We start from the raw sequence: 19,328 nt of genomic DNA, 5'->3' as shown, positions 1-19,328 counted from the left end.
GCCGAGAATGAGAAGGGAAAATCCATGCCGCTGCATCGCCTTACTCGCATTACCATGGGCGTCCCCGACGTCATCGCGACTGCTGCTTACTACATCGACTTCGGATTGCTGCCGGCAGTAGATCAAAGAAACCGAAACGTGTTCAACCTCAGCACTGTTGACGGCGGTGAACAACTCTCCATCACGCGGTCGACGCGTCGCCGTTTGGTCGATCTCGGAGTAGGTGTCGACGATCCCGACGACCTTGCACGCGTGACAAGTTCACTGCAAGGGCTAGGGCTCGAGATAACCCGCACGCCGTCATCCGTCGAAGCGGTCGATCCAGGAACACGAGTACGTGTCCGCGTCGAGATTGCGGCACGAATCGAATCTGAGCCGACGCCGGCGCCACATTACAACACGCCAGGTGTGATCACTCGGAAGAACGAACGCGCATCGAGTGTGCAGAGGCAAGGGAAGGTCCGACCACGAAAGCTGGGCCATGTCGTACTCGGATCGACGAATCAAGAAGCCTCGCAACATTTTTTCACCGAAGGCATCGGGTTCAAAGTCAGCGACACGGTCGACGGAGTGGCCGCGTTCATGCGCTGCTCTACCGATCATCACAACATCCTGGTCCAGAGCGCACCCACCGAGCTCCTTCACCACACGTCGTGGCAGGTCGATGATGTAGACGAGATCGGCCGCGGCGCAACCGCGATGCTCGAAACAGATCCGGACAGACACGTGTGGGGGCTAGGACGGCATGCCATCGGCTCCAACTTCTTCTGGTATTTGAAAGACCCAGCAGGAAACTTCTCCGAGTACTACTCCGACATCGACTGCATCGTCGACGATGCCCTGTGGAAGCCGGGAGTGTGGGAAGGCGCGCGCGCTCTGTACGACTGGGGTCCACCACCACCGCCTTCCTTTCTGGCACCCGAAGACTTGGCAGCCCTCATGACGGGGGCGCACTCCGAATGACGATCAAGACAAATTGCGTCCAATTGTCCCGACCCGAAGCGGCCATCACCGGCGACTCCATCATCGCGCGCTTCGTTGGCAAGGTGAGCCGGAAGTACGACATCGACATCTCCGATTACGGTCTGCTGCATGCCTGGTCAGTGTCAGACCCCGAGGCATTCTGGGCCGAAGTGTGGGAGTTCTTCGGCGTCGTGTCGTCGCAGCAATATCATCAAGTGCTTGACAGCCGACGTATGCCGGGCGCGAGATGGTTCGAGGGCGCGCGTCTGAACTATGTCGATCAGATACTTCGATATGACGGACGGTTACAGACCCCTGCCATGGTGGCGATCCTCGAGGACGGCACGCGTCGCGAGATTAGCTGGCGCGAACTGCACCGCCGCGTTGCGGGGTTCGCCCACACACTCCGCGTAAACCAGGTCGAAGTTGGCGATCGTGTGGTGGGGTACCTCCCCAACGCCGATGAAGCGATCATCGCTTTTCTCGGCGCGGCGGCAGTCGGTGCCGTCTGGGCATGTTGTGCTCCCGACTACGGCACATCAGCAGCTGCGGATCGGCTTGCTCAGCTCGAGCCGACCGTGCTCGTGGGTGCAACGGCATACGAATTTGCGGGAACGGTACGCGACCGACGTGATGTCTTGGCAGAACTGGTCGATCGACTGGGCCCTCGACTTGTGGTCACAGTTCCACGTGGCGGCATCGAAATCACCGACGTAATCGAGTCGCACGGGACCAGGTGGATCACGTGGGACGCTGCAGTGAACGGAGACGGCGGAGGGGTAAAGCTCCCCTTGCAGACTGCTCAAGTCTCGGCCGACCACCCCCTGTGGGTCCTCTTCTCGTCGGGAACGACAGGTGTCCCCAAGGGGATTGTGCACGGGCATGCCGGTGTCGTCGTGACACACCTGATGACGCTCGGACTTCACCAGGACCTGTCCGAGGGCGACACACTGTTCTGGTACACGACGACGAACTGGATGTTGTGGAACGTCGTCGTCTCAGCGCTTCTTGCAGGAGTCACCACTATTGCCTACGAGGGGAGTCCAACCCATCCCAGCGTCGACCGCCTCTGGAAGATCGTAGAACAGGAACATGTCACCCAAATGGGCACGAGCCCTGGCCTATTGCAGCTCGCATCGTCCGCCGGGCTACGGCCCGGGGTCGACCACGATCTCTCAGAACTTGTCCAGATCATGGCAACCGGCGCTCCGGTGTCGGAGGCGCTCCATCGATGGACAGCCGATGCAGTGTCGCCCCAGATACCGTTGATCTCGACCAGCGGCGGTACCGACGTCGTCAGTTCTTTCGTCGGTGGCGCACCCTGTCTGCCTTCCTACCTCGGGGAGATCTCCGGTCCCATTTTGGGAGTCGCTATCGCGGCGTTCGACGACGCCGGGCATGCAGTGCGCGATACTGTGGGTGAACTCGTCGTCACACTGCCCATGCCCTCGATGCCAATCGGCTTCTGGCACGATCCTGGTGACCAGCGATATCGCGACGCCTATTTTGACGTGTTCCCGGGTGTGTGGCGCCACGGGGACTGGGTGACCCACACGTCACGCGGCTCCTTCATCCTGCACGGACGGTCTGATGCCACTCTCAACCGCAACGGCGTGCGCCTCGGGTCAGCAGATCTGTATCAAGTGGTCGAAGGGGCCTGCGGCGTAGATGAGGCACTTGTTCTCGGAGTGGAGCGAGCCGACGGATCGTATCGGATGCCGATGTTCCTCGTGCCTAAAGCCGGTCACACAGTCGACGACGAGGCAATCGATGAAATCAGGAACAAGCTCCGTGTCGAATGCTCGCCCAGACATGTTCCCGACGAGTTCCATGTGGTCTCGGCAATTCCGCACACCAAGACCGGTAAAAAGCTCGAAGTGCCTCTCAAACGAATTCTTCAGGGCGCTTCGGTCGACGACGTACTGAGTGTGGGCGCAGTCGACCGGCCCGATCTCATCATTTACTACGTAGAACTCGCTCAACGCTGGGCAGACGAAGAAGCTCAGACTTGATAGCAACCCAACCGCAATGGAGAAGGACATGACCGAAGAAGGAACTAGGTCCGAAGCAGCGAATGCTGCCACACACGCGAGACAGTTACCAGATTCGCGGAACATCTTTGTCTCGCACCGATTCCCGGAAAGTCAGGTCGATCTTGGTGAAGTGGTGATGAACTTCGCGGAGGCGGGCTCTGCGGACAACCCGGCACTGCTCCTCCTCCCCGAGCAGACCGGATCGTGGTGGAGTTACGAGCCGGTGATGGGTCTTCTGGCAGAGAATTTTCATGTCTTTGCCGTCGATATTCGTGGGCAAGGTCGCAGCACCTGGACGCCACGGCGATACAGCCTGGACAACTTCGGCAATGATCTGGTGCGTTTCATCGCTCTGGTCATCAAACGCCCTGTCGTCGTGGCAGGGAACTCCTCGGGGGGGCTGCTGGCCGCCTGGCTTTCGGCGTACGCGATGCCAGGCCAGATCCGTGCAGCATTGTGTGAGGACGCACCGTTCTTTGCGTCGGAGTTGGTCCCCGCATACGGTCACTCGGTTCTGCAGGCGGCGGGTCCGGCATTCGAGTTGTACCGGGACTTCCTCGGGGACCAGTGGTCGATTGGGGACTGGAAAGGGTTCGTTGAGGCAGCCAAAGCGTCGCCGGCAAAGGCTATGCAATTATTTCCGACCCCGGATGAGGCGCCGCAGAATCTCAAGGAATACGACCCGGAATGGGGGCGCGCATTCTTCGAAGGGACTGTGGCACTGCACTGCCCACACGACAGGATGCTCTCGCAAGTCAAGACACCAATTCTCATCACTCATCACGCGCGGACGATCGACCCCGAGACGGGCGAGCTGTTGGGCGCGCTCTCCGACCTTCAGGCAGAGCATGCGCAGGACATCATTCGGTCTGCGGGCGTTCGGGTGGACTATCAGTCGCACCCCGACGCGCTTCACATGATGCATCTGTTCGACCCCGCTCGTTACGCGGAGATCTTGACATCCTGGTCCGCAACACTGCCTGTGAACGACTAGACCAGGAACTGTCCCCACTAACTCGTGCGTCGACGACGCATAAATGCGAGCCCATTTTTGATGCAACCCCCGATCATCTGAAGGAGTGCAGTGCCTGTCAGCACAGAGAACAGGAATCCAAGTCACCTCGGCAAAGGACCAAACATAACTCCGACACCTTTGGGTGGGGCGGCATTAGCCGACCTCTTCTCACTAGAAGACGTTGTTACTGTGGTGACAGGTGGTTCCCGAGGGATCGGTCGGATGATCGCGGAAGGTTTCGTCGTCGCCGGGGCCCGCGTTGTAATAACCGCTCGCTCGGCGAACGAATGTGAAGCGGCCGCCGCGCAAATGCGCTCATGGGGAGACTGTCGAGCTATCGCCGCAGATTTGTCGACCGTCAGCGGTATCGACGACTTTTCGAAGCGGTTGCTCGAGATGGAGTCTCGAATCGATGTGCTCGTCAACAATGCCGGGGCTGCCTGGGGAGACTCATTCGAGACCTTCCCCGAATCAGGCTGGGACAAAGTGGTCGATCTCAATCTCAAGACACCGTTCTTCCTCACTCAGCGACTGTTCCCGGCTCTTCGCCGCTCGGATGACGAGCAACCGGCGAAGGTCATCAACATCACCTCGATCGATGGTCTCACGCTCGGACAACACGAGACTTACTCGTATCACGCAAGCAAAGCTGGCCTGATCCATCTCACACGCCGTATGGCGGCCCGACTTGTCGGCGAGGGGATCGTGGTGAATTCGATAGCTCCGGGCGCATTCGCCTCGCAGATGAACAAAGAAGCACGCGATGACGAAGAGACTCATTCGAGAATCATTCCCGCACGTCGAATCGGTTCCCCGGCCGATATCGCCGCATCAGCCATCTACCTCGCAGCTAGGGCCGGTGATTACGTTGTCGGTCAAACGCTCGTCGTGGACGGTGGGGTGACCAATACACGACGAGAAGGTCCAGTTGAGTCCACTGCACCGGCTGTCTCGTCATATTGATGGCGCCGTTGACTGCGCTCTCAATACCCATCAACGTCACGAAGGAATACTGCTGTGCCCGAAGCCGTTATCGTGTCCGTCGCACGCTCGCCAATAGGTCGCGCCCGCAAGGGCTCGCTCAAGAACATTCGCCCGGATGACCTAGCAGTACAGATGGTTGAGGCCACACTGGCCAAGGTGCCCGCGTTGAACCGGGCCGACATCACTGATCTCCACCTCGGTGTTGCTCAACCAGCTGGGGAGAGCGGTAATAACCTCGCCCGGGCAGTGGCAGTCCTTGCGGGTATGGACAACCTGCCTGGCGTCACAGTCAACCGATACTGCTCGTCTAGCCTCCAAACCACCCGTATGGCGTTTCACGGCATCAAAGCTGATGAGGGGGACGTGTTCCTCTCAGTCGGTGTCGAGACGGTCAGCCGGTTCATGAACGGGTTCTCTGACGATCCCAAGGCACAAAACCCCAGGTTCGCCGAGGCCGTTCAGCGCAACCGCATCCGTGCTCAGGGTGGTGCGGACAGTTGGACGGACCCGCGCGAACACGGTCTGCTCCCAGACGTGTACATCGACATGGGTGAGACTGCGGAAAACGTCGCGCAGCGCATCGGCATGAGCCGTCAGGAACAGGACGAGTTCAGCGTCCGCAGCCATAACCTGGCGGAGATAGCGATCGGTAACGGCTTCTGGGCCAAGGACATCACACCAGTTACCCTCGCCGACGGCACATGCGTGAGCGCAGACGACGGCCCACGCGCAGGGGTGACCTACGACACTGTTTCGCAACTCAAACCTGTTTTTCGGCCCGACGGCAGCGTTACGGCAGCCAACGCTTGCCCGCTCAACGACGGCGCTGCCGCGTTGGTCATCATGAGCGACATCAAAGCCAAGCAACTCGGCCTGACACCACTCGCGCGCATCGTTGCTACCGGCGTGAGTGGCCTGTCCCCGGAGATCATGGGTCTCGGGCCGATCGAGGCGGTCAAACAGGCACTCGGACACGCCAAGCTCGGCATCGACGACATCGACCTATGGGAGATAAACGAGGCGTTTGCTGTTCAGGCTCTCGGATCGGCGCAGGCGCTCGGCATCCCGATCGACAAGCTCAATGTCAACGGCGGAGCGATCGCCATCGGGCATCCGTTCGGAATGACGGGGGCGCGTATCACCAGTACCCTCATCAACTCCTTGCAGCACCATGACAAACAGTTCGGCGTCGAGACCATGTGCGTAGGCGGCGGCCAGGGCATGGCAATGGTCCTTGAGCGGCTCTCATAAAGACCGTGTAGCAGCGTAGTAGCAGCCACTGCTCAGCTCGAACAGTCCCGCAACCGGCTCGGCGGTCGTCACGTCGCCGCGAATCAAGCTGGACCTCGACGTAAAAGACAGCAGTAAGGACCGCGCCGCTCGGGTGAGATGTTCACACGCAAGACACACCCGCCAACCTCGCTGCCAGCATGTTTCCGTACGGGCGTCGAGATCGGCGATGAGCATGCCATCGACCGTGGATTCGAAAGCCACCCCCACCGATCACGCCGTGCCGATGCTCGGAGAGAGCCGCGGCCGCAACATTGTTTCGTCCCCGGACTTTCCGGCATGGCACGGTGTCGGTCTTTGGACACCAGTGTCCTGCTCGGCGCCGCGACATCGTCGGGCAGCTCAGGAACACCGATACTGCGCCGGCACGGGGGTACGGCGGGAGTCATTTTGCTGCACATGCCGACAACTGGTGCCGTGAAGCCTGCAGTACTAATTCTCCGCAGCTCCTTCGTCATTCATTCAAGCGAAAGGACGAGTTCATGTTCAGGAAAATGCGCGACCGACAAGGTATGAAACCCTCAATAGGGATGGCGTTGTGCACATCAGCATTACTCACAGCCACAATCGGTTGCTCCGGACCGGCATCGCCAACCAATGAGACATCTCCGACGCCGCGAAGTGACCCGCCAAATATCCTGATGGTCCTCATGGACGATCTCGGCTACAGCGACATCGGCGCCTACGGCAGCGAAATCTCCACCCCCGTCATCGACGCACTGGCACGGCAAGGGACCCAGTTCACCGACTTCCACGCCTATTCAGTGTGCGCACCCTCACGGGCAGCACTGATGACCGGACAAGATCCACACCGCGTCGGACTCGGTTCCATGGAGGGCGCCATCGCGCCCGGAATCCCCTTGAACACACCGGGTTACAAAGGTTCACTCGAAGGCCGCTACACCTCCATCGCCCAAATACTCTCCGACGCCGGATACAACACGTACCAAGCAGGAAAATGGCACCTCGGAACCGGGCCAAATCAGACCCCACAAGCCCTGGGATTCGACCAGAACTACACCATGTATCAAGGCGGCGCATCACATTACGCCGACGCGCTGCGCCTGGTAGCCGGCCAACAACCCCCCGCTGACCAAGTCACCTACGAACACAACGGCCAACGCATCGACCAGCTCCCCGCAGACTTCTACTCCACCAATGCCTATACCGATGAGATGCTCACCATGATCGACAATGGGCAGGACGAGGGCCGCCCGTTCTTCGGCTACCTCGCCTATACCGCCCCGCACGATCCCCTGCATGTCCCGGACACCGAGCTCATACAAAAGTACTTCGAGCTCTACTCCGGCAAAAGTGTTGAACAACTGCGGGCCAACCGAATTGATGCCATGGCGGACAACGGACTCATCAACCGTGACATCGCTACACGTTGGCCGGTGCAGACACCCGAAGCCACGACACTTACCTCCGAACAACAACGTGACCTGACCTACCGCATGGCTGTGTACTCGGCCATGATCGAGCACGTCGACACCCAGCTCGGCCGTATCGTCGAACACCTGAAAGCCACCGGCGACTTCGATGACACTCTGATCGTCGTGGCCAGCGATAACGGCGCATCCGGACTCTCATCCGAGATGTATGCCCGCGCGCCCGGCGCCCGCCAATGGCTCACCGAGCACTACCACCTCATCGGAGACATCGACGCGTACGGCAAAGCCGGTTCCTTCCCCGTGCCCTCCCTTTCCAACGCTCAAGTGTCTTCAGGCCCCTATTTTCACACCAAAAACACCCTCTACGAGGGCGGCATCCGGGTACCGCTGATAGTCAAGACCCCGAACGCTGCGAACGACCAGGACAGCCCCCGGATAGTCGATACCTTCGCTCACATCAGCGACCTTTACCCCACCTTCGCTGACTATGCAGGCGCATCGTTGCACGAACCCAATGAACTTTCAGGCAACTCCGCCAAACCACTGCTCGACGGGACGACCAACACCATCGGCGACGATCAGTTCGGCTGGGAGCTATTCGGCGAACGAGCCTTCCGTGACGGCGACCTCAAACTAGTCTTTGCAACACCAGGCAACAGCGGCACCGGACAATACGCGCTATACGACCTGAGTAAAGACCCCGGCGAGACCACCGACCTGGCCAGCGAACAACCCGATCAAGTACGACGACTGTCCGACCTGTGGGACCAATACGCAGCCGACAACAACGTCATCCCGGTCGAATTCGCAGCCGTCAACGCCGCCAGCGAGGCACTCGCCCCGGTGATCTACGCCATGGACTGGGCCGAATAGCGCACATCCGCCAGGAAGTCACGAGCACGGCAACGCGGCGGCGCGAAGGCGCGGCACGCTACATTGATCGTTTCCCGGAGCCAAACAGCTGCAACGTCTCCAGGGCGCTTACGATGCTTCAGACGCTCACAGTGTTGCGGCGATCCCTAGAATCCGCCGGACGGTGAGGAGCCTTTCTGGACCACACAAACTGGAAAAGGTCCCGCCCGGTTGCTGCGGGCCGCACCATTTCGATCAGACGGCCAAACCGATCGACACAACCCGGTAGTCGCTCTTGCTCTCCGGACGATGCGGCAGGTTCGCACCGGCGTTCTCTGCATTCCATTCAGCGGCTCGCTGCACGGCCCTACGGATCGCGCGGCGTTCGGCCTGGTCGAAGCCTTCCGGCGCGGCGACGTTCACGGTGAAGAGGTCGTCCTTGAACTCGACTCCCGCCGTGGCCTGAACCTCGACCTCGTACGCGTGCGAGTCGCACTCGGTGTCGACGGCGCCGCGGATCTGGTGCGGTGTGGGTCGACGCTCCCCCATGTCCACCCCGACTCCGAAGAACCCCACACGGGCAGCGACCTCACGTTTGTCTTCTCCGCCCGGGGCCACGATCACTGCCGCGCGATGAGCCAACGCCTGCTGCACTCTGCCGAAGCCCCCGTTGGTAATCACCAACGCTGTGCGCGGCAACAACCACCCGTAGTCCACGTCCTCCGCTACCACCGCGTTCGCCGGGACCGGAGTGGAAATCGAGTGCACCGAGGCGCCGCCGGTGGAGACCACGACCGTGACCGGAAGATCGGCCAGAGCGCGCAACGCCAGGACGGCCAACTGAGTGAAGTCGTGGTTGTCGAGTGTGCCCTGGGCGCGCAGGCCGGGACCGGGACGGCGGGCGGCGTCGGCGGCCTGTACAGCGGCGGTGCGGGTGGGTCGTCACTGGCCCCTGCGCGCACGACACTGTCGTTGTCCGATGCTGCGCCGTCGGTGACGATCACCTACCAACCACCTGTGACTCCGCAGCCACCGACGTGCACCGGATCTGCGTGCCTTCCGGCTGGATTGTTCGGTAGCAGATGATCGTTCAGGCGTTGACTGTATCGGCGTTGAAGTCACAAACACTGTGGCGCAACACAACCCAGCATCACAATCTTCTGCAGCGCACACAGTTCAAAGTCGAGAGTAATTCGATGACCGGTAAATCTTCGGCACGAGCGTGGGCGGCCGCAGCCGCAGCCGCTGTCAGTGCGTCTCTGTTGACCGTTCCTGGTATCGCATCGGCGGATCCACTCCCCTCCGGGTGCACCCAAGCCGAGCCGGCGGGTCCGATGACGTGCGTCTACACCTCCGGTGTCAATGAGCTGCTTCTACCCGAAGGGGTCACCCAGCAAACCGCAAAACAACCGCAAAACTCAAAGCACCGAAATGCTCGCTACTTCAATTGCATTCAACGTTCACGAAAACACCACCGTACACAACCCGTGAAGCCCACTCCGCACCAAATAGATGCCGAAACCTACTCCCACGCCACAACATTCAAGACAATCGAAACACTGAATATCAGACACGCCCAGCCCCTACCCGCACACGCCATTGCAGTGTGCAAAAATTCGCCATGAAAATCACCCGCATCGAGACCACCAACGTCGCAGGCCTCGTCGACGGACACACAGACCTACCGGATGCGCAGGTCACCGCAGTTGCCGGCGCCAACGGCACCGGTAAATCGAAGCTGCTCGCGTGCATGCTTATTCCGTGGACACTGCAAATGCCTACTGCGCGCGACCCCGAATCCAACGTCGAGGTCAACGTAACTGTTGCTTTCACCGAGGCAGAACGAGCAATTCTCAATGAATTCGCAACCCAATCAGGGTGGGCATACGACGCTCCCGTTCCCGATCAGGTGATCTATATGGCAAAGGCTCAACCCCTCGCCGGGTACACCGTGATGCCGAGTACCAGCGTCGACACGCTACAGAACGCGCTCAGAAGCAGCCAAGTTCTCAAACGTCAGCCAAGCCTTGACCTCGTTTTTCTTCCTGCCGAACGACGCCTACTACCCCCGAATTACGCCGGCGTGGACCTAAAACAACTCAGCGAAGAAGCTGCGATCGCTAAGCTCGCCGAAGCTCGGAGCACTGTCCAAAATTTCGGGCGTCTCGATGACGCGGAATTCGAGAGTTACGCTACCGCTCTCTGCGTGCAGGGCTCACTTCCACGTGAGAACCCGATTTCGTCAGATGAGTCTAAAGCGAGCCGATGGGATGCATTCAAAACTGCGGTGGACGAACTGCTTCACCCAAAAACCCTACTTCCACTTACAGCCGAACACAGCACAGGGCTACGTATAGGGCTGCCGGACAGTACGACACACCCAGTTCACGATCTTTCCAGTGGAGAACGGCAAGCACTCATCATCATCAGTCGTGTCTTTAGAGCCGGCGAAGGCCAGAGCTTCGTCGTGATCGACGAACCCGACGCCTACCTACATCCCGCACTGAGCACACGGCTATTGAAAGCCTTACGGCCCGGCCTCGCAGAACACGGCCGCATGCTCCTCGCCACTCACAGTCCAGCCATCCTCGACGCCGTCTCGCCGTCCGCGATCTTGCGGCTCAGTCACGACAACCCCCCGCAACTTGTCAAAAATGAGTCTGACCGACTTGACCTATACCGAGAGGCTGGCTTTCGGGCAAGCGCACTCACACAGGCAGAGATCCTCGTGCTCACCGAAGGCGACTTCGATGCGACTGTAATCCCGCAATTGCTACCCACAGTTACAAGTAGCTCGATGCAATCCGCGGGTGGCCGGCTAGCCGTACTCAACCAGGTGAAGTCTCTCTCGAAATACGAGCTACCCATCATAGGCATCGTCGATGCCGACGTACGAGCGCCCGCCCCAAGCAGAGAGATAAAGGATCGCGTTCACGTCTGGCCTGCCGCTGACATCGAAGGCGTACTGCTCCAAGACGATGCATTCATCACCAAAGCAATAGAAGGCAACCTTCTCCGCCCCCAGACGTGCCCGTCACTCGTGTCCACCCGAACAGTGCTGCGCCAACTACTCCTCTCGTATAGAGAAAACGCAATTGCCGAATACGCGCAGCGACTCCTTCGCGAAGAGTCGTCCATCGCCTGGCCATCGCCCCGCGGCGACGACGCACTCTCTCGGCTTCGAAGCATCGCGACACCATCGCGGACCGCTATAGATGAAACAGCGATCGAGAACGCGATCGCTGCCGCGGAAATAGCCTGGAACGAAGCACTCCCCGATCCATGGACAATGGTGAGAGGTAAGTACATCATCGCCGACTTCGTCTCCAAACACACCGTTCTCAACAGTTCCGGAGATTTCGTTTCAGCGGTCCTCGCACACACGCCAAAGGTCGCAGCTATGGAAGCTCTCCAAAAGCTCATCGACGACGCGCTAGCGAAGACCTGAACACACTGAAATACAACAACATTCAAAACAGCTACAACCCGGCCTCGCAGCCACCCCACCCCGATCACACACACCACAACGGCCCTCACCCGCGGGTACACGCCAGCGAGTGTGGGCCGTTGTTTCGGTCCGGGACTACACCCCGCACCGTTCCTCACCTCGACAATCCTCGGCACGATCGAGCACGCTGCGCCACATCACGCCCAGCGCCTCCGCCAAAAGATACAGGTCACCGACCAGATCAGTCGAGTCCCGTCAGCTCATCGCGTGTGTAGATCACGCCAATCCCCTCATGTTCAAGGCCGATGGTGATGCCGGCACTGGCAGCAGCCTCGAGGATGTCCAACCGGAGAAGCAAGGTTGCTTTGCCATCCTCCAACGCGTCTAGGTGGCCGCCCTTCACCAGACCCCAGGCAGCCTGTCGGGCAAGCTCGCTCAGTTGCACCGTAGCTTCAGCGTCGCTCATTCGGGTTCCTCTCGTAGGGTGGTCACACTCTGCATCCCGGCTACATCATGTGCAACCGCGAGCGGTGCCTACCCGGCAAGGGATAAGCGTCGCGCTATCGGATTGAGGAATTGCCTAGGCCAGCCCGTAGGCCGCGCGCAGACGCTTACGGCTTCTGTCTGGCGCCGGAGGGTTCAAAACGTCAAGGTTGTGGAGGGATCGGGCTAGGCAGGGGTGTTCCCGCGTCGAACGAGGGTTGGGCCTGAACCCATTCACGTCTCTCCCTCCAGATCCGTTTCATCTCGTCTTCAACGAACATGTACGAGGCCGCCATGATCGGAGCGCCGATCAGCAAGACCCAATCGACGGGTGCGAATCCGGCACGAGCTGGCGGCCAAATGAGTCCCAGCGTGGCTGCGGAGGTAGCGCCGACCGCTCCGATCCGACCGCTCAGGTAGCTGGCCACGGCTCTCATTGTCGTCGGAAATCTCCTGGTCGCCGCGATCCTCAAAGTCAGTGCGTGGCTGTCTTTGTTTAGGAGCAATGCAGCGTCGGAATCTGTTGGGACGTACTGCAACCCTTTTTGGTTACGCTCGGCCCTCCATAGGGCGCGGCGTTCCCACGTCCAGTATTGCCACGCGGCGGGCACTCCGACAATGAACGTACCCACCGCGACACCCACGGTGACAAGCGAGATCAGTTCCATGCCGCGCATAGTACGGCTGCTTCCTCGACGTCAAGCCCGGACACTGCGACGATGAGACGGCTACGAAATTGCGTTTAGCGGGTCGTTCGTCGGTCGCTATGCGTTTTCGGCGTTGCCGCGTGCGTGCACCTGTACGACCGACTTCCGAACGGCCCAGGTGTCGCCCACGCGGATAGCGGGGAGCTTGGCCGTTTTGATAGATTTCAGGATGCTCTGGCGGCTCATCTCCAGCTCTTCTGCTGCTTCTACTGACCGATACGAGCGCCGGCAGCTTTGAATGCGATTCTGCACCAATACAATTCAAAATCTGCAGTGGATATGTCCGATGCGCCGAATCCGCAGACACAAGACCTCCGCCGCTGACGCCGGAGATCCACCTCCCGCGCAACCCTCCCGAGTGAGAAGACAGGCCGCGTGACATTAGTGGTCAACGATGAATGTAAAGCCACCCGGCGGCAACTCATGCACGAGGACCTCGTTGCCGACACCGGTGACAATCGTCAGATAAAACTTGGGCTCACCGTCTATCTCGACGACCGAATTCATCGTCACCCCACGTTGGCGGGGGACCCGCCGGAAAACCACTTCCCCGCCCTGCACCTGCGCACCAGGATGACGCGACCGCGCGGTGTCGAGGACAACCGCGCGGACACATCGAGGTCGACGAGGTCGTCATCGGCGGTGACAAGTGAAGGCTGAAAGTCATTGAGTGGGAACGGAAGATGCAGCGGCGTCGGATCCGGCTGCTGCGGCAGCGGAGGTTGATCGGAAAAGTCGACATCCCACGCCAACGCCCCCTCGGTCACCGACGGGACCAGGTACGAATGCTCGGACCTGGACTCGACACTTCGGCGAACCGAATCCACGTACTCGGTCAGGGAGCCGAACAGGGGGCCGCCCTCGTCCGCTGCCTCCGCCGCGAAATAGCGGATGCACCCATGCTGTTCGCCCTCGCGGGTGTCGACATAGAGAAAATCACCCGCACCGTCCTGGGCGAACGGAATGTATTCAGGGACAAACATCTCAGCCGTTTCCCCTGCATGCTGCGCCCGAACCGTGGCAGGCCAATCCGGCCCCAGATCATCGATCGGATGCAGAATTTCACTACCAAGCTTGTGCGTGGCGACCACCTGTTCCAGCGACAACAGTTCGACCCCCGGCAGAACTTCACCGACGAACTGATCGTCTTCCGAACGGAAAGCCTGGCCATCGTGCAGAGCGAAGAACTCACGCAGCTCCGCAGTCCACGAAGCGGTCGCGCCTTCGGCGGCCTCCCGCTCCGCCACAACCCGAGGCGCACGCACCGCCGCGGCCGTGACCGGTGCGCAGTCGCGAAGAACGTCCACATAAGCCTGCCATGCATCGGTCAGTGTCATGGTCCGAATCTATCGGCGAACAAGCACAACCGTCCTCGCACCCGACGAAAACACACCACTATCCCCGATCAACCGGCATCGACCACTCGGGCTCAGACGGCGGTTGCCGCCTCCTCGAATAAAACGCCGCACCCATCAACACCCACCCGACGACAGCGAACACCGACGCCCCGCCGTCGAACACCACCCGCCCCTCGCGCACATCGTCGACCACAGAACCCGAAAGGGGCCACGCAAACTGGAAAGGTCCGGCCCGGTTGCTGCGGGCCGGACCATCCGACCAAAAGGTCTGTTCTGTACGGTTGCCTTCCCACCGATACCCGAAGGACACGCATGACCACCCAAAACTCAGGACAAACTGCACACGGAACCACCTGCACAACTAGCGAGAAGAATTCCGGGTTTTTCTGGGGGATCCTCCTTTCGATAGCCGCGGCTGGTCTTATCTGGTTTGCACTTGACTACGCCCAAGCCGAAATGCTCACGGCACCGGGCGAAGCAGTGACTTCAGTGGGCGGCGAACAGCTCTTCCAGATATCCAGGTCATCAGCCTTCGCTGTCGGTGCGCTCGGCGCCGTCGTGGCGATCGTTCTCGGCTACCGCCGCCAAAAATCGACCGAGACCACGCATCAGCACCTCGTTGCCACGACCGAAACGAACCTCGAGCTCGAACGCGCCAAACAAGATGCAGAACGAGTTGCGGACATGCACGACCGCTACACCAAAGCTGTCGAACAACTGGCGAATGAAGAACCTACGATCCGTCTGGGTGGAGTCCATGCCATCGCCGCGCTCGGTGACGACTGGACAAGCATTGGGATCTACAAACAGCGCCAGGTCTGCGTTGACCTCTTGTGCTCCTATCTTCGTAGCGTCCCCCGAATCAACGAAGAGTTCGAGAGCAGTACGCAGGAACTGGTGGGCTGGGACGCCGACGACGTCTTCCTGAAAAAAGACCGCGATGTCCGCAAAGCCGCGCTCGAATGGCTCAGCCGAGTTGCCACCGCAAACTACCCCTGGCCAGGTCACCCGGACCTGAATCCCCTAAACGTGGTCACTATTGACCTCCGTGGAATCTCTCTCCGCAAGATGGACATGCGCTTCAGCCGTCTTGTACATCTACCGATGGAAAACGCCGATCTATATGGAACCAGACTCATGGGCGCGAATCTGAGCGGAGCGAACCTACTTCACGCTGACCTGTCCTATGCCCGACTGGAAAACGCTGACCTCCGTGGCACAATGCTGCCAGGCGCGGATATGCAGGGCACCCGCCTAGACGACGCGAAGATGCAGAAAGCGCAATTGCCAGGCGCGAAACTAATCGGCACCACATTTGACGGCGCGGATCTCACTGACGCCAATCTGAAAGGCGCAACCATCGACCAACGCGTCACCTTCCTCGAAGCCACCCTGGTCAGGACAGACTTCACAGGAGTGCGAGGCTTCGGGGTCCCGGTAGATGTGAGCGGCGCCAAAGACATCACCGACGTCATAGGTCTTCGAACCCCACGAAGGGTCCGAAGCGCAGACAACGAAGACTCCGACAACCAACCCGCCACCGGAATCGACGACACCGAAGCCGTCCCCGACTCCGCCAGCTAGAAGGGCACAACCTAGTGGGCTTCAACCCCACCAGAAGTCGATTCGCCTTGCGACAATGACGACCTCACCACCAGCCGAGGAGATTCCACCGATGACCACCACCGCCCGCACCTACACCTCGAATGTCGTCGTCCGGTAGTCCGACATCGCGGTCACGATGTGGATCGAGAAGCTCCGCGTCGTCGATGTCACCCTCCGCTACGAGGTGCGCTCCGCACACGCCTCCCCGGACTCGAAGCCTGCGATCACCGCCACCACCCAACTCGCGTTCGCCGATCCCGAAGCCGGCACGCTGCGACGCCTGTCCGTCGACGAGCGGGCCGCACTCACAACGTGGACCACAACAGACCGACCCCAAAGCAGCACGCGCCGCTAAACATTGACACAGAACTGCGGCGACGCTCGCCGTGGACCAACTGAAAGGCTTCCCATGACGAATCCTGCTGGCTGGCATCCGGACCCCGCAGGCAACAATCAACTCCGCTACTGGGACGGACAGCAGTGGACATCCGCGACGCAGCCGATGCCCGAAGCTGCACCACAATCCGAGCCACCATCACCTGAGACGCCCGAAGCTGCACAGAAGCGGAAGCGAACCAACCTCATCGCAGCCGGAATCGCAGGCGCCGTGATCGTCGGATTCCTCGGCTATGCCTTCGTCGGCAACAGTGGTGACGACAAAGAAACGGCGGCTGCCAAGACCACCACATCACAAGCGGCACAAACAACTGCCCCAACAGATTTTGTCGCTGACAAGAAGGCGGCCCGCGCAGCGTGCGACCAAGCCATCATTGACAAGTGGAACCCTTCGATCGATCCATCCGTATTCGCGTTTCAGTCTTTACAGTCTGGCGACAACGTCACAGTGACCGGAGCGATCGATACGTCATCAGGTTCGGACAAAGTCCGGTACGAATTCACTTGCACCGCAAAACGATCCGGCATCATTTTCACCGCTCAGATCACCGAATCGAAGGTAGCACCTGTCACCACAACCGTTGCGCCAACTACGACGATCACGACGTCGACCACTTTGCCTGTCGCCGCTCAGACATCGAAACCACTTCCGAGCACGTGCAAGGTGCCGGCACAATCAGTAATCGATCAGATCGACGCATCATTCATCGAGGCCGATCAGCACCTCGAAGACGTGTTCATGGTCTACGGACGCAAAGATGTCGCGTACATCGGAGCGAACATCATGGACTCGGCCGGCGGCCGGGTATCAAGCGCCGATGTCTGGGCGCAGAGCGACGGCATGATCTTCTCTCTCTCAAGTGATGCTCGACGACGCACCGCCTTCCCAGATGGACGGCAACTGCTCGACATCAGCGCAGGCGATCAATACGGCTCAGCCGTATCTGACTGCATCATGATTAGCGTCATCAACCGAAACGTCACCGGCGGAAACTGATGCCAAGCCGACTCTCGTTGCGATAACCGGCCTCGCCCTCACGCGCACTGAATCTCGTGTCGTGCGCAGGCGAGTACACATCCGATCCGTTCGGGAAGCCATGCACCCTCGGATAACACTGTCTGGTTTGGTTGACACCACTCGTGAAGGACAAGACAAAAAGTGACGACCCTAGAACTCGATCTGCACCAGTCGCAGCGCCCCAGCAAGTACGCACGTTATCCACGGCGCTTCCTCTTACTCGGATCGGAGTATCCCCACCAGCCACCCCCTTCAGGATTCTGTGTCGGGCTGGGTGGTCGCTCTACCGGCTCAGACATTGCGCTACGCATCAGCTCCAGCTCCTTCAAGTCGTTGGCGCGCTTCTGTTCGGCCAGCAACCTCTCCTCGAAATTCCGGTTCTGCTTCACTCCCGACTTCGACGCTCGGGCTTCGCGCTTTCCTTGCTTCACCAGCTTGTCACCGTTGGACTGCCAGTGAACCAGACCAAGTGTGTTGGCGCTTATAACCTTACGTATCAATCCCATGATTACTCCTAATGATCTGGAAATCCTAGGTCGTCCTAGTCTGGTGATATCGACGCAGCCTCAGGCTGGTGAGCGACCAGACACGCAACGAGTGCGGCTGTCCAGCTGCTTGCCTGCATCAGAACTGATTCCACCAGTCAACGAACAGGTTCCACAGATTGATGCTGGTCCACGTCACGTCAATCCCGTAGCCGAGGTCAGGCAGGTTTCCGATCATATCCGATATATCGCACGTCACATGGTGAACGTTATCGAGGTCAAGGAACGCAGGGGAATCGATGAAGAACTATATCGTTACGGGCGGAACCGGATTCATCGGCCGGAATGTATTGCGCACTTTGGTGGAACGGGACCTCGAGGCTATCGTGCACGTTCTCGTTCGTGAGCAATCACGTCGGAAGCTGGCGACAATGGTCGCGAAATGAATTGGCGTCGAACGCATCATCCCGTTGATCGGCGATCTGACGGCGGACGATCTCGGTATCGACGGCGAACCACCCGCGGCTCGCGACATCATCCACCTCGGCACCCAGGACGACATCGGGGCTGACGAGAGCTCTGTCTACTCGACCAACGTCGAGGGCGCCGCCCGCATGATCGAACTCGCGACGCGGCTCTGCGCTGCATCACGTCTCGTCAGTCGCAGTCGCAGTCGCAGTCGATCATCGCGGCGATTACGGCGAGGAAGATTTCGATCTCGGGCAACGCTTTTCCTCGCCCTATCAACGCACCACCTTCGCCGCAGAGAAGCTCGTACGCGAGAGTTCCGGTCTGCGCTGGCGGGTGTACCGGCCCTCGGTCGTCGTCGGCGATTCCCGCACCGGCAGATCGACAAGATCGACGGTCAGTACCACTTCTTCGCCGCGATTTCGCGGCTGACGCAACTGCCGTCTCCGATGCCGGTCGCGTTCCCGAACATCGGATCGACAAACATCGTCCCGGTCGGCTACGTCGCCGATACGCTCGTCGCGCTTGCGTGCGCCGACGGTCGCAGTGGACAAACATTTCATCTCGTCAACCCGGAACCGCAGCCGGTGCACGATATCTACGCCGCGCGGCGTCGGCGGCCGGAGCGCCGAGCATCGTGGTCCCGATACCGGGCATCGGTGTGCGACATCATCGACAACGAAGCGGTGACGGTACTGGTGTAAACGTTGCTGAACGACCACGGCCAAGTCGACTACCTGGTGAACAACGCCGGGCGCTCGATCCGGCGCTCAGTGGTCAGCTCGACCGAGCGCATGCACGACTTCGAGCGGACAACGGCGCCTTCGTC

General features: G+C 60.0%; 15 protein-coding genes and 2 pseudogenes. 13 read left to right on the top strand and 4 right to left on the bottom strand.

Translation table 11 applies throughout. The annotated features are described in order from the left end of the window. Positions 1-24 precede the first annotated feature (24 nt). The 6 genes from A0W34_RS32440 to A0W34_RS32415 all read left to right on the top strand — a co-directional run bounded on the left by A0W34_RS32440 (position 25) and on the right by A0W34_RS32415 (position 8,552). A complete protein-coding gene (locus tag A0W34_RS32440) occupies positions 25-963 on the top strand; it encodes a VOC family protein (protein WP_081559588.1) in 939 nt (312 codons plus the stop codon). Continuing rightward, positions 960-2,975 carry an acetoacetate--CoA ligase gene (locus tag A0W34_RS32435; protein WP_081559586.1) on the top strand — a complete coding sequence of 672 codons (2,016 nt, stop codon included), beginning with the start codon at positions 960-962 and terminating at the stop codon, positions 2,973-2,975. The genes A0W34_RS32440 and A0W34_RS32435 overlap by 4 nt, the downstream gene beginning before the upstream one ends. Before the next feature lie 157 nt (positions 2,976-3,132). Continuing rightward, entirely contained in the window at positions 3,133-3,990 is an 858-nt protein-coding gene (locus tag A0W34_RS32430; protein WP_232330140.1) for an alpha/beta hydrolase, read from the top strand. A gap of 159 nt (positions 3,991-4,149) precedes the next feature. Next, positions 4,150-4,974 carry an SDR family oxidoreductase gene (locus A0W34_RS32425; protein WP_269750137.1) on the top strand — a complete coding sequence of 275 codons (825 nt, stop codon included), beginning with the start codon at positions 4,150-4,152 and terminating at the stop codon, positions 4,972-4,974. 54 nt (positions 4,975-5,028) lie between these two features. Next, complete coding sequence (locus tag A0W34_RS32420) at positions 5,029-6,246, top strand: acetyl-CoA C-acetyltransferase (RefSeq protein WP_081559582.1); 1,218 nt, start codon at positions 5,029-5,031, stop codon at positions 6,244-6,246. A gap of 326 nt (positions 6,247-6,572) precedes the next feature. Beyond that, on the top strand, positions 6,573-8,552 hold the full coding sequence (locus A0W34_RS32415; protein WP_232330124.1) for a sulfatase-like hydrolase/transferase: 1,980 nt from the start codon (positions 6,573-6,575) through the stop codon (positions 8,550-8,552). 234 nt (positions 8,553-8,786) lie between these two features. On the opposite strand, the gene A0W34_RS32410 is transcribed toward A0W34_RS32415, so the two are convergent. Then, complete coding sequence (locus A0W34_RS32410; RefSeq protein ID WP_156888999.1) at positions 8,787-9,299, bottom strand: glycosyltransferase; 513 nt, start codon at positions 9,297-9,299, stop codon at positions 8,787-8,789. Here A0W34_RS32410 and A0W34_RS32405 point away from each other — a divergent pair. Together A0W34_RS32405 and A0W34_RS32395 are read left to right on the top strand one after the other, a co-directional pair. Then, positions 9,294-9,617, top strand: coding sequence for a hypothetical protein (locus A0W34_RS32405; protein ID WP_156888998.1), 324 nt, complete (start codon positions 9,294-9,296; stop codon positions 9,615-9,617). The genes A0W34_RS32410 and A0W34_RS32405 overlap by 6 nt on opposite strands. A 535-nt stretch (positions 9,618-10,152) precedes the next feature. Beyond that, positions 10,153-11,979, top strand: a complete 1,827-nt coding sequence (locus A0W34_RS32395) for an AAA family ATPase (protein ID WP_081559574.1) — start codon at positions 10,153-10,155, stop codon at positions 11,977-11,979. A 241-nt stretch (positions 11,980-12,220) separates the two neighbouring features. Here the strand turns inward: A0W34_RS32395 and A0W34_RS32390 are convergent, their stop codons facing one another. Next, positions 12,221-12,445: a hypothetical protein gene (locus A0W34_RS32390; RefSeq protein WP_081559573.1), complete on the bottom strand. Its 225-nt coding sequence runs from the start codon at positions 12,443-12,445 to the stop codon at positions 12,221-12,223. A gap of 1,233 nt (positions 12,446-13,678) precedes the next feature. Beyond that, a complete protein-coding gene (locus tag A0W34_RS32380; RefSeq protein ID WP_081559571.1) occupies positions 13,679-14,506 on the bottom strand; it encodes an SMI1/KNR4 family protein in 828 nt (275 codons plus the stop codon). A 333-nt stretch (positions 14,507-14,839) separates the two neighbouring features. On the opposite strand from A0W34_RS32380, the gene A0W34_RS32370 reads away from it, so the two are divergent. From A0W34_RS32370 to A0W34_RS32360, 4 genes and pseudogenes are all read left to right on the top strand, one after another. Then, entirely contained in the window at positions 14,840-16,111 is a 1,272-nt protein-coding gene (locus A0W34_RS32370; protein ID WP_081559567.1) for a pentapeptide repeat-containing protein, read from the top strand. A 157-nt stretch (positions 16,112-16,268) separates the two neighbouring features. Beyond that, entirely contained in the window at positions 16,269-16,487 is a 219-nt protein-coding gene (locus tag A0W34_RS32365; RefSeq protein ID WP_081559565.1) for a hypothetical protein, read from the top strand. Positions 16,488-16,541: 54 nt separating this feature from the next. Then, positions 16,542-16,640: pseudogene (locus A0W34_RS33905) on the top strand (DUF2510 domain-containing protein); the annotation flags it as partial. A 99-nt stretch (positions 16,641-16,739) separates the two neighbouring features. Next, positions 16,740-17,525 carry a hypothetical protein gene (locus A0W34_RS32360; protein ID WP_232330123.1) on the top strand — a complete coding sequence of 262 codons (786 nt, stop codon included), beginning with the start codon at positions 16,740-16,742 and terminating at the stop codon, positions 17,523-17,525. Positions 17,526-17,743: 218 nt separating this feature from the next. Here the strand turns inward: A0W34_RS32360 and A0W34_RS32355 are convergent, their stop codons facing one another. Beyond that, positions 17,744-18,052 (bottom strand): hypothetical protein, encoded by a 309-nt coding sequence (locus A0W34_RS32355; RefSeq protein ID WP_081559561.1) that lies wholly within the window; start codon positions 18,050-18,052, stop codon positions 17,744-17,746. Between the two features lie 278 nt (positions 18,053-18,330). Here A0W34_RS32355 and A0W34_RS33595 point away from each other — a divergent pair. Next, positions 18,331-19,203 (top strand): annotated as a pseudogene (locus A0W34_RS33595) (SDR family oxidoreductase). The last annotated feature ends 125 nt before the right edge of the window (positions 19,204-19,328 follow it).

The sequence above is a fragment of the Rhodococcus sp. BH4 genome (assembly GCF_002079265.1).
In the GTDB taxonomy this organism is placed as follows: Bacteria; Actinomycetota; Actinomycetes; order Mycobacteriales; family Mycobacteriaceae; genus Rhodococcus_F; species Rhodococcus_F qingshengii.
The sequence above is the reverse complement of the archived record's forward strand: the minus strand, read 5'-3'. Positions and strand labels throughout refer to the sequence as shown.

Excerpts from the sequence above, each read along its gene's own strand:
- A0W34_RS32395 (WP_081559574.1), top strand. The coding sequence starts at position 10,153 with ATGAAAATCACCCGCATCGAGACCACCAACGTCGCAGGCCTCGTCGAC.
- A0W34_RS32355 (WP_081559561.1), bottom strand. The coding sequence starts at position 18,052 with ATGGGATTGATACGTAAGGTTATAAGCGCCAACACACTTGGTCTGGTT.
- A0W34_RS32440 (WP_081559588.1), top strand. The coding sequence starts at position 25 with ATGCCGCTGCATCGCCTTACTCGCATTACCATGGGCGTCCCCGACGTC.
- A0W34_RS32370 (WP_081559567.1), top strand. The coding sequence starts at position 14,840 with ATGACCACCCAAAACTCAGGACAAACTGCACACGGAACCACCTGCACA.
- A0W34_RS32365 (WP_081559565.1), top strand. The coding sequence starts at position 16,269 with ATGTGGATCGAGAAGCTCCGCGTCGTCGATGTCACCCTCCGCTACGAG.
- A0W34_RS32380 (WP_081559571.1), bottom strand. The coding sequence starts at position 14,506 with ATGACACTGACCGATGCATGGCAGGCTTATGTGGACGTTCTTCGCGAC.
- A0W34_RS32435 (WP_081559586.1), top strand. The coding sequence starts at position 960 with ATGACGATCAAGACAAATTGCGTCCAATTGTCCCGACCCGAAGCGGCC.
- A0W34_RS32390 (WP_081559573.1), bottom strand. The coding sequence starts at position 12,445 with ATGAGCGACGCTGAAGCTACGGTGCAACTGAGCGAGCTTGCCCGACAG.
- A0W34_RS32430 (WP_232330140.1), top strand. The coding sequence starts at position 3,133 with ATGAACTTCGCGGAGGCGGGCTCTGCGGACAACCCGGCACTGCTCCTC.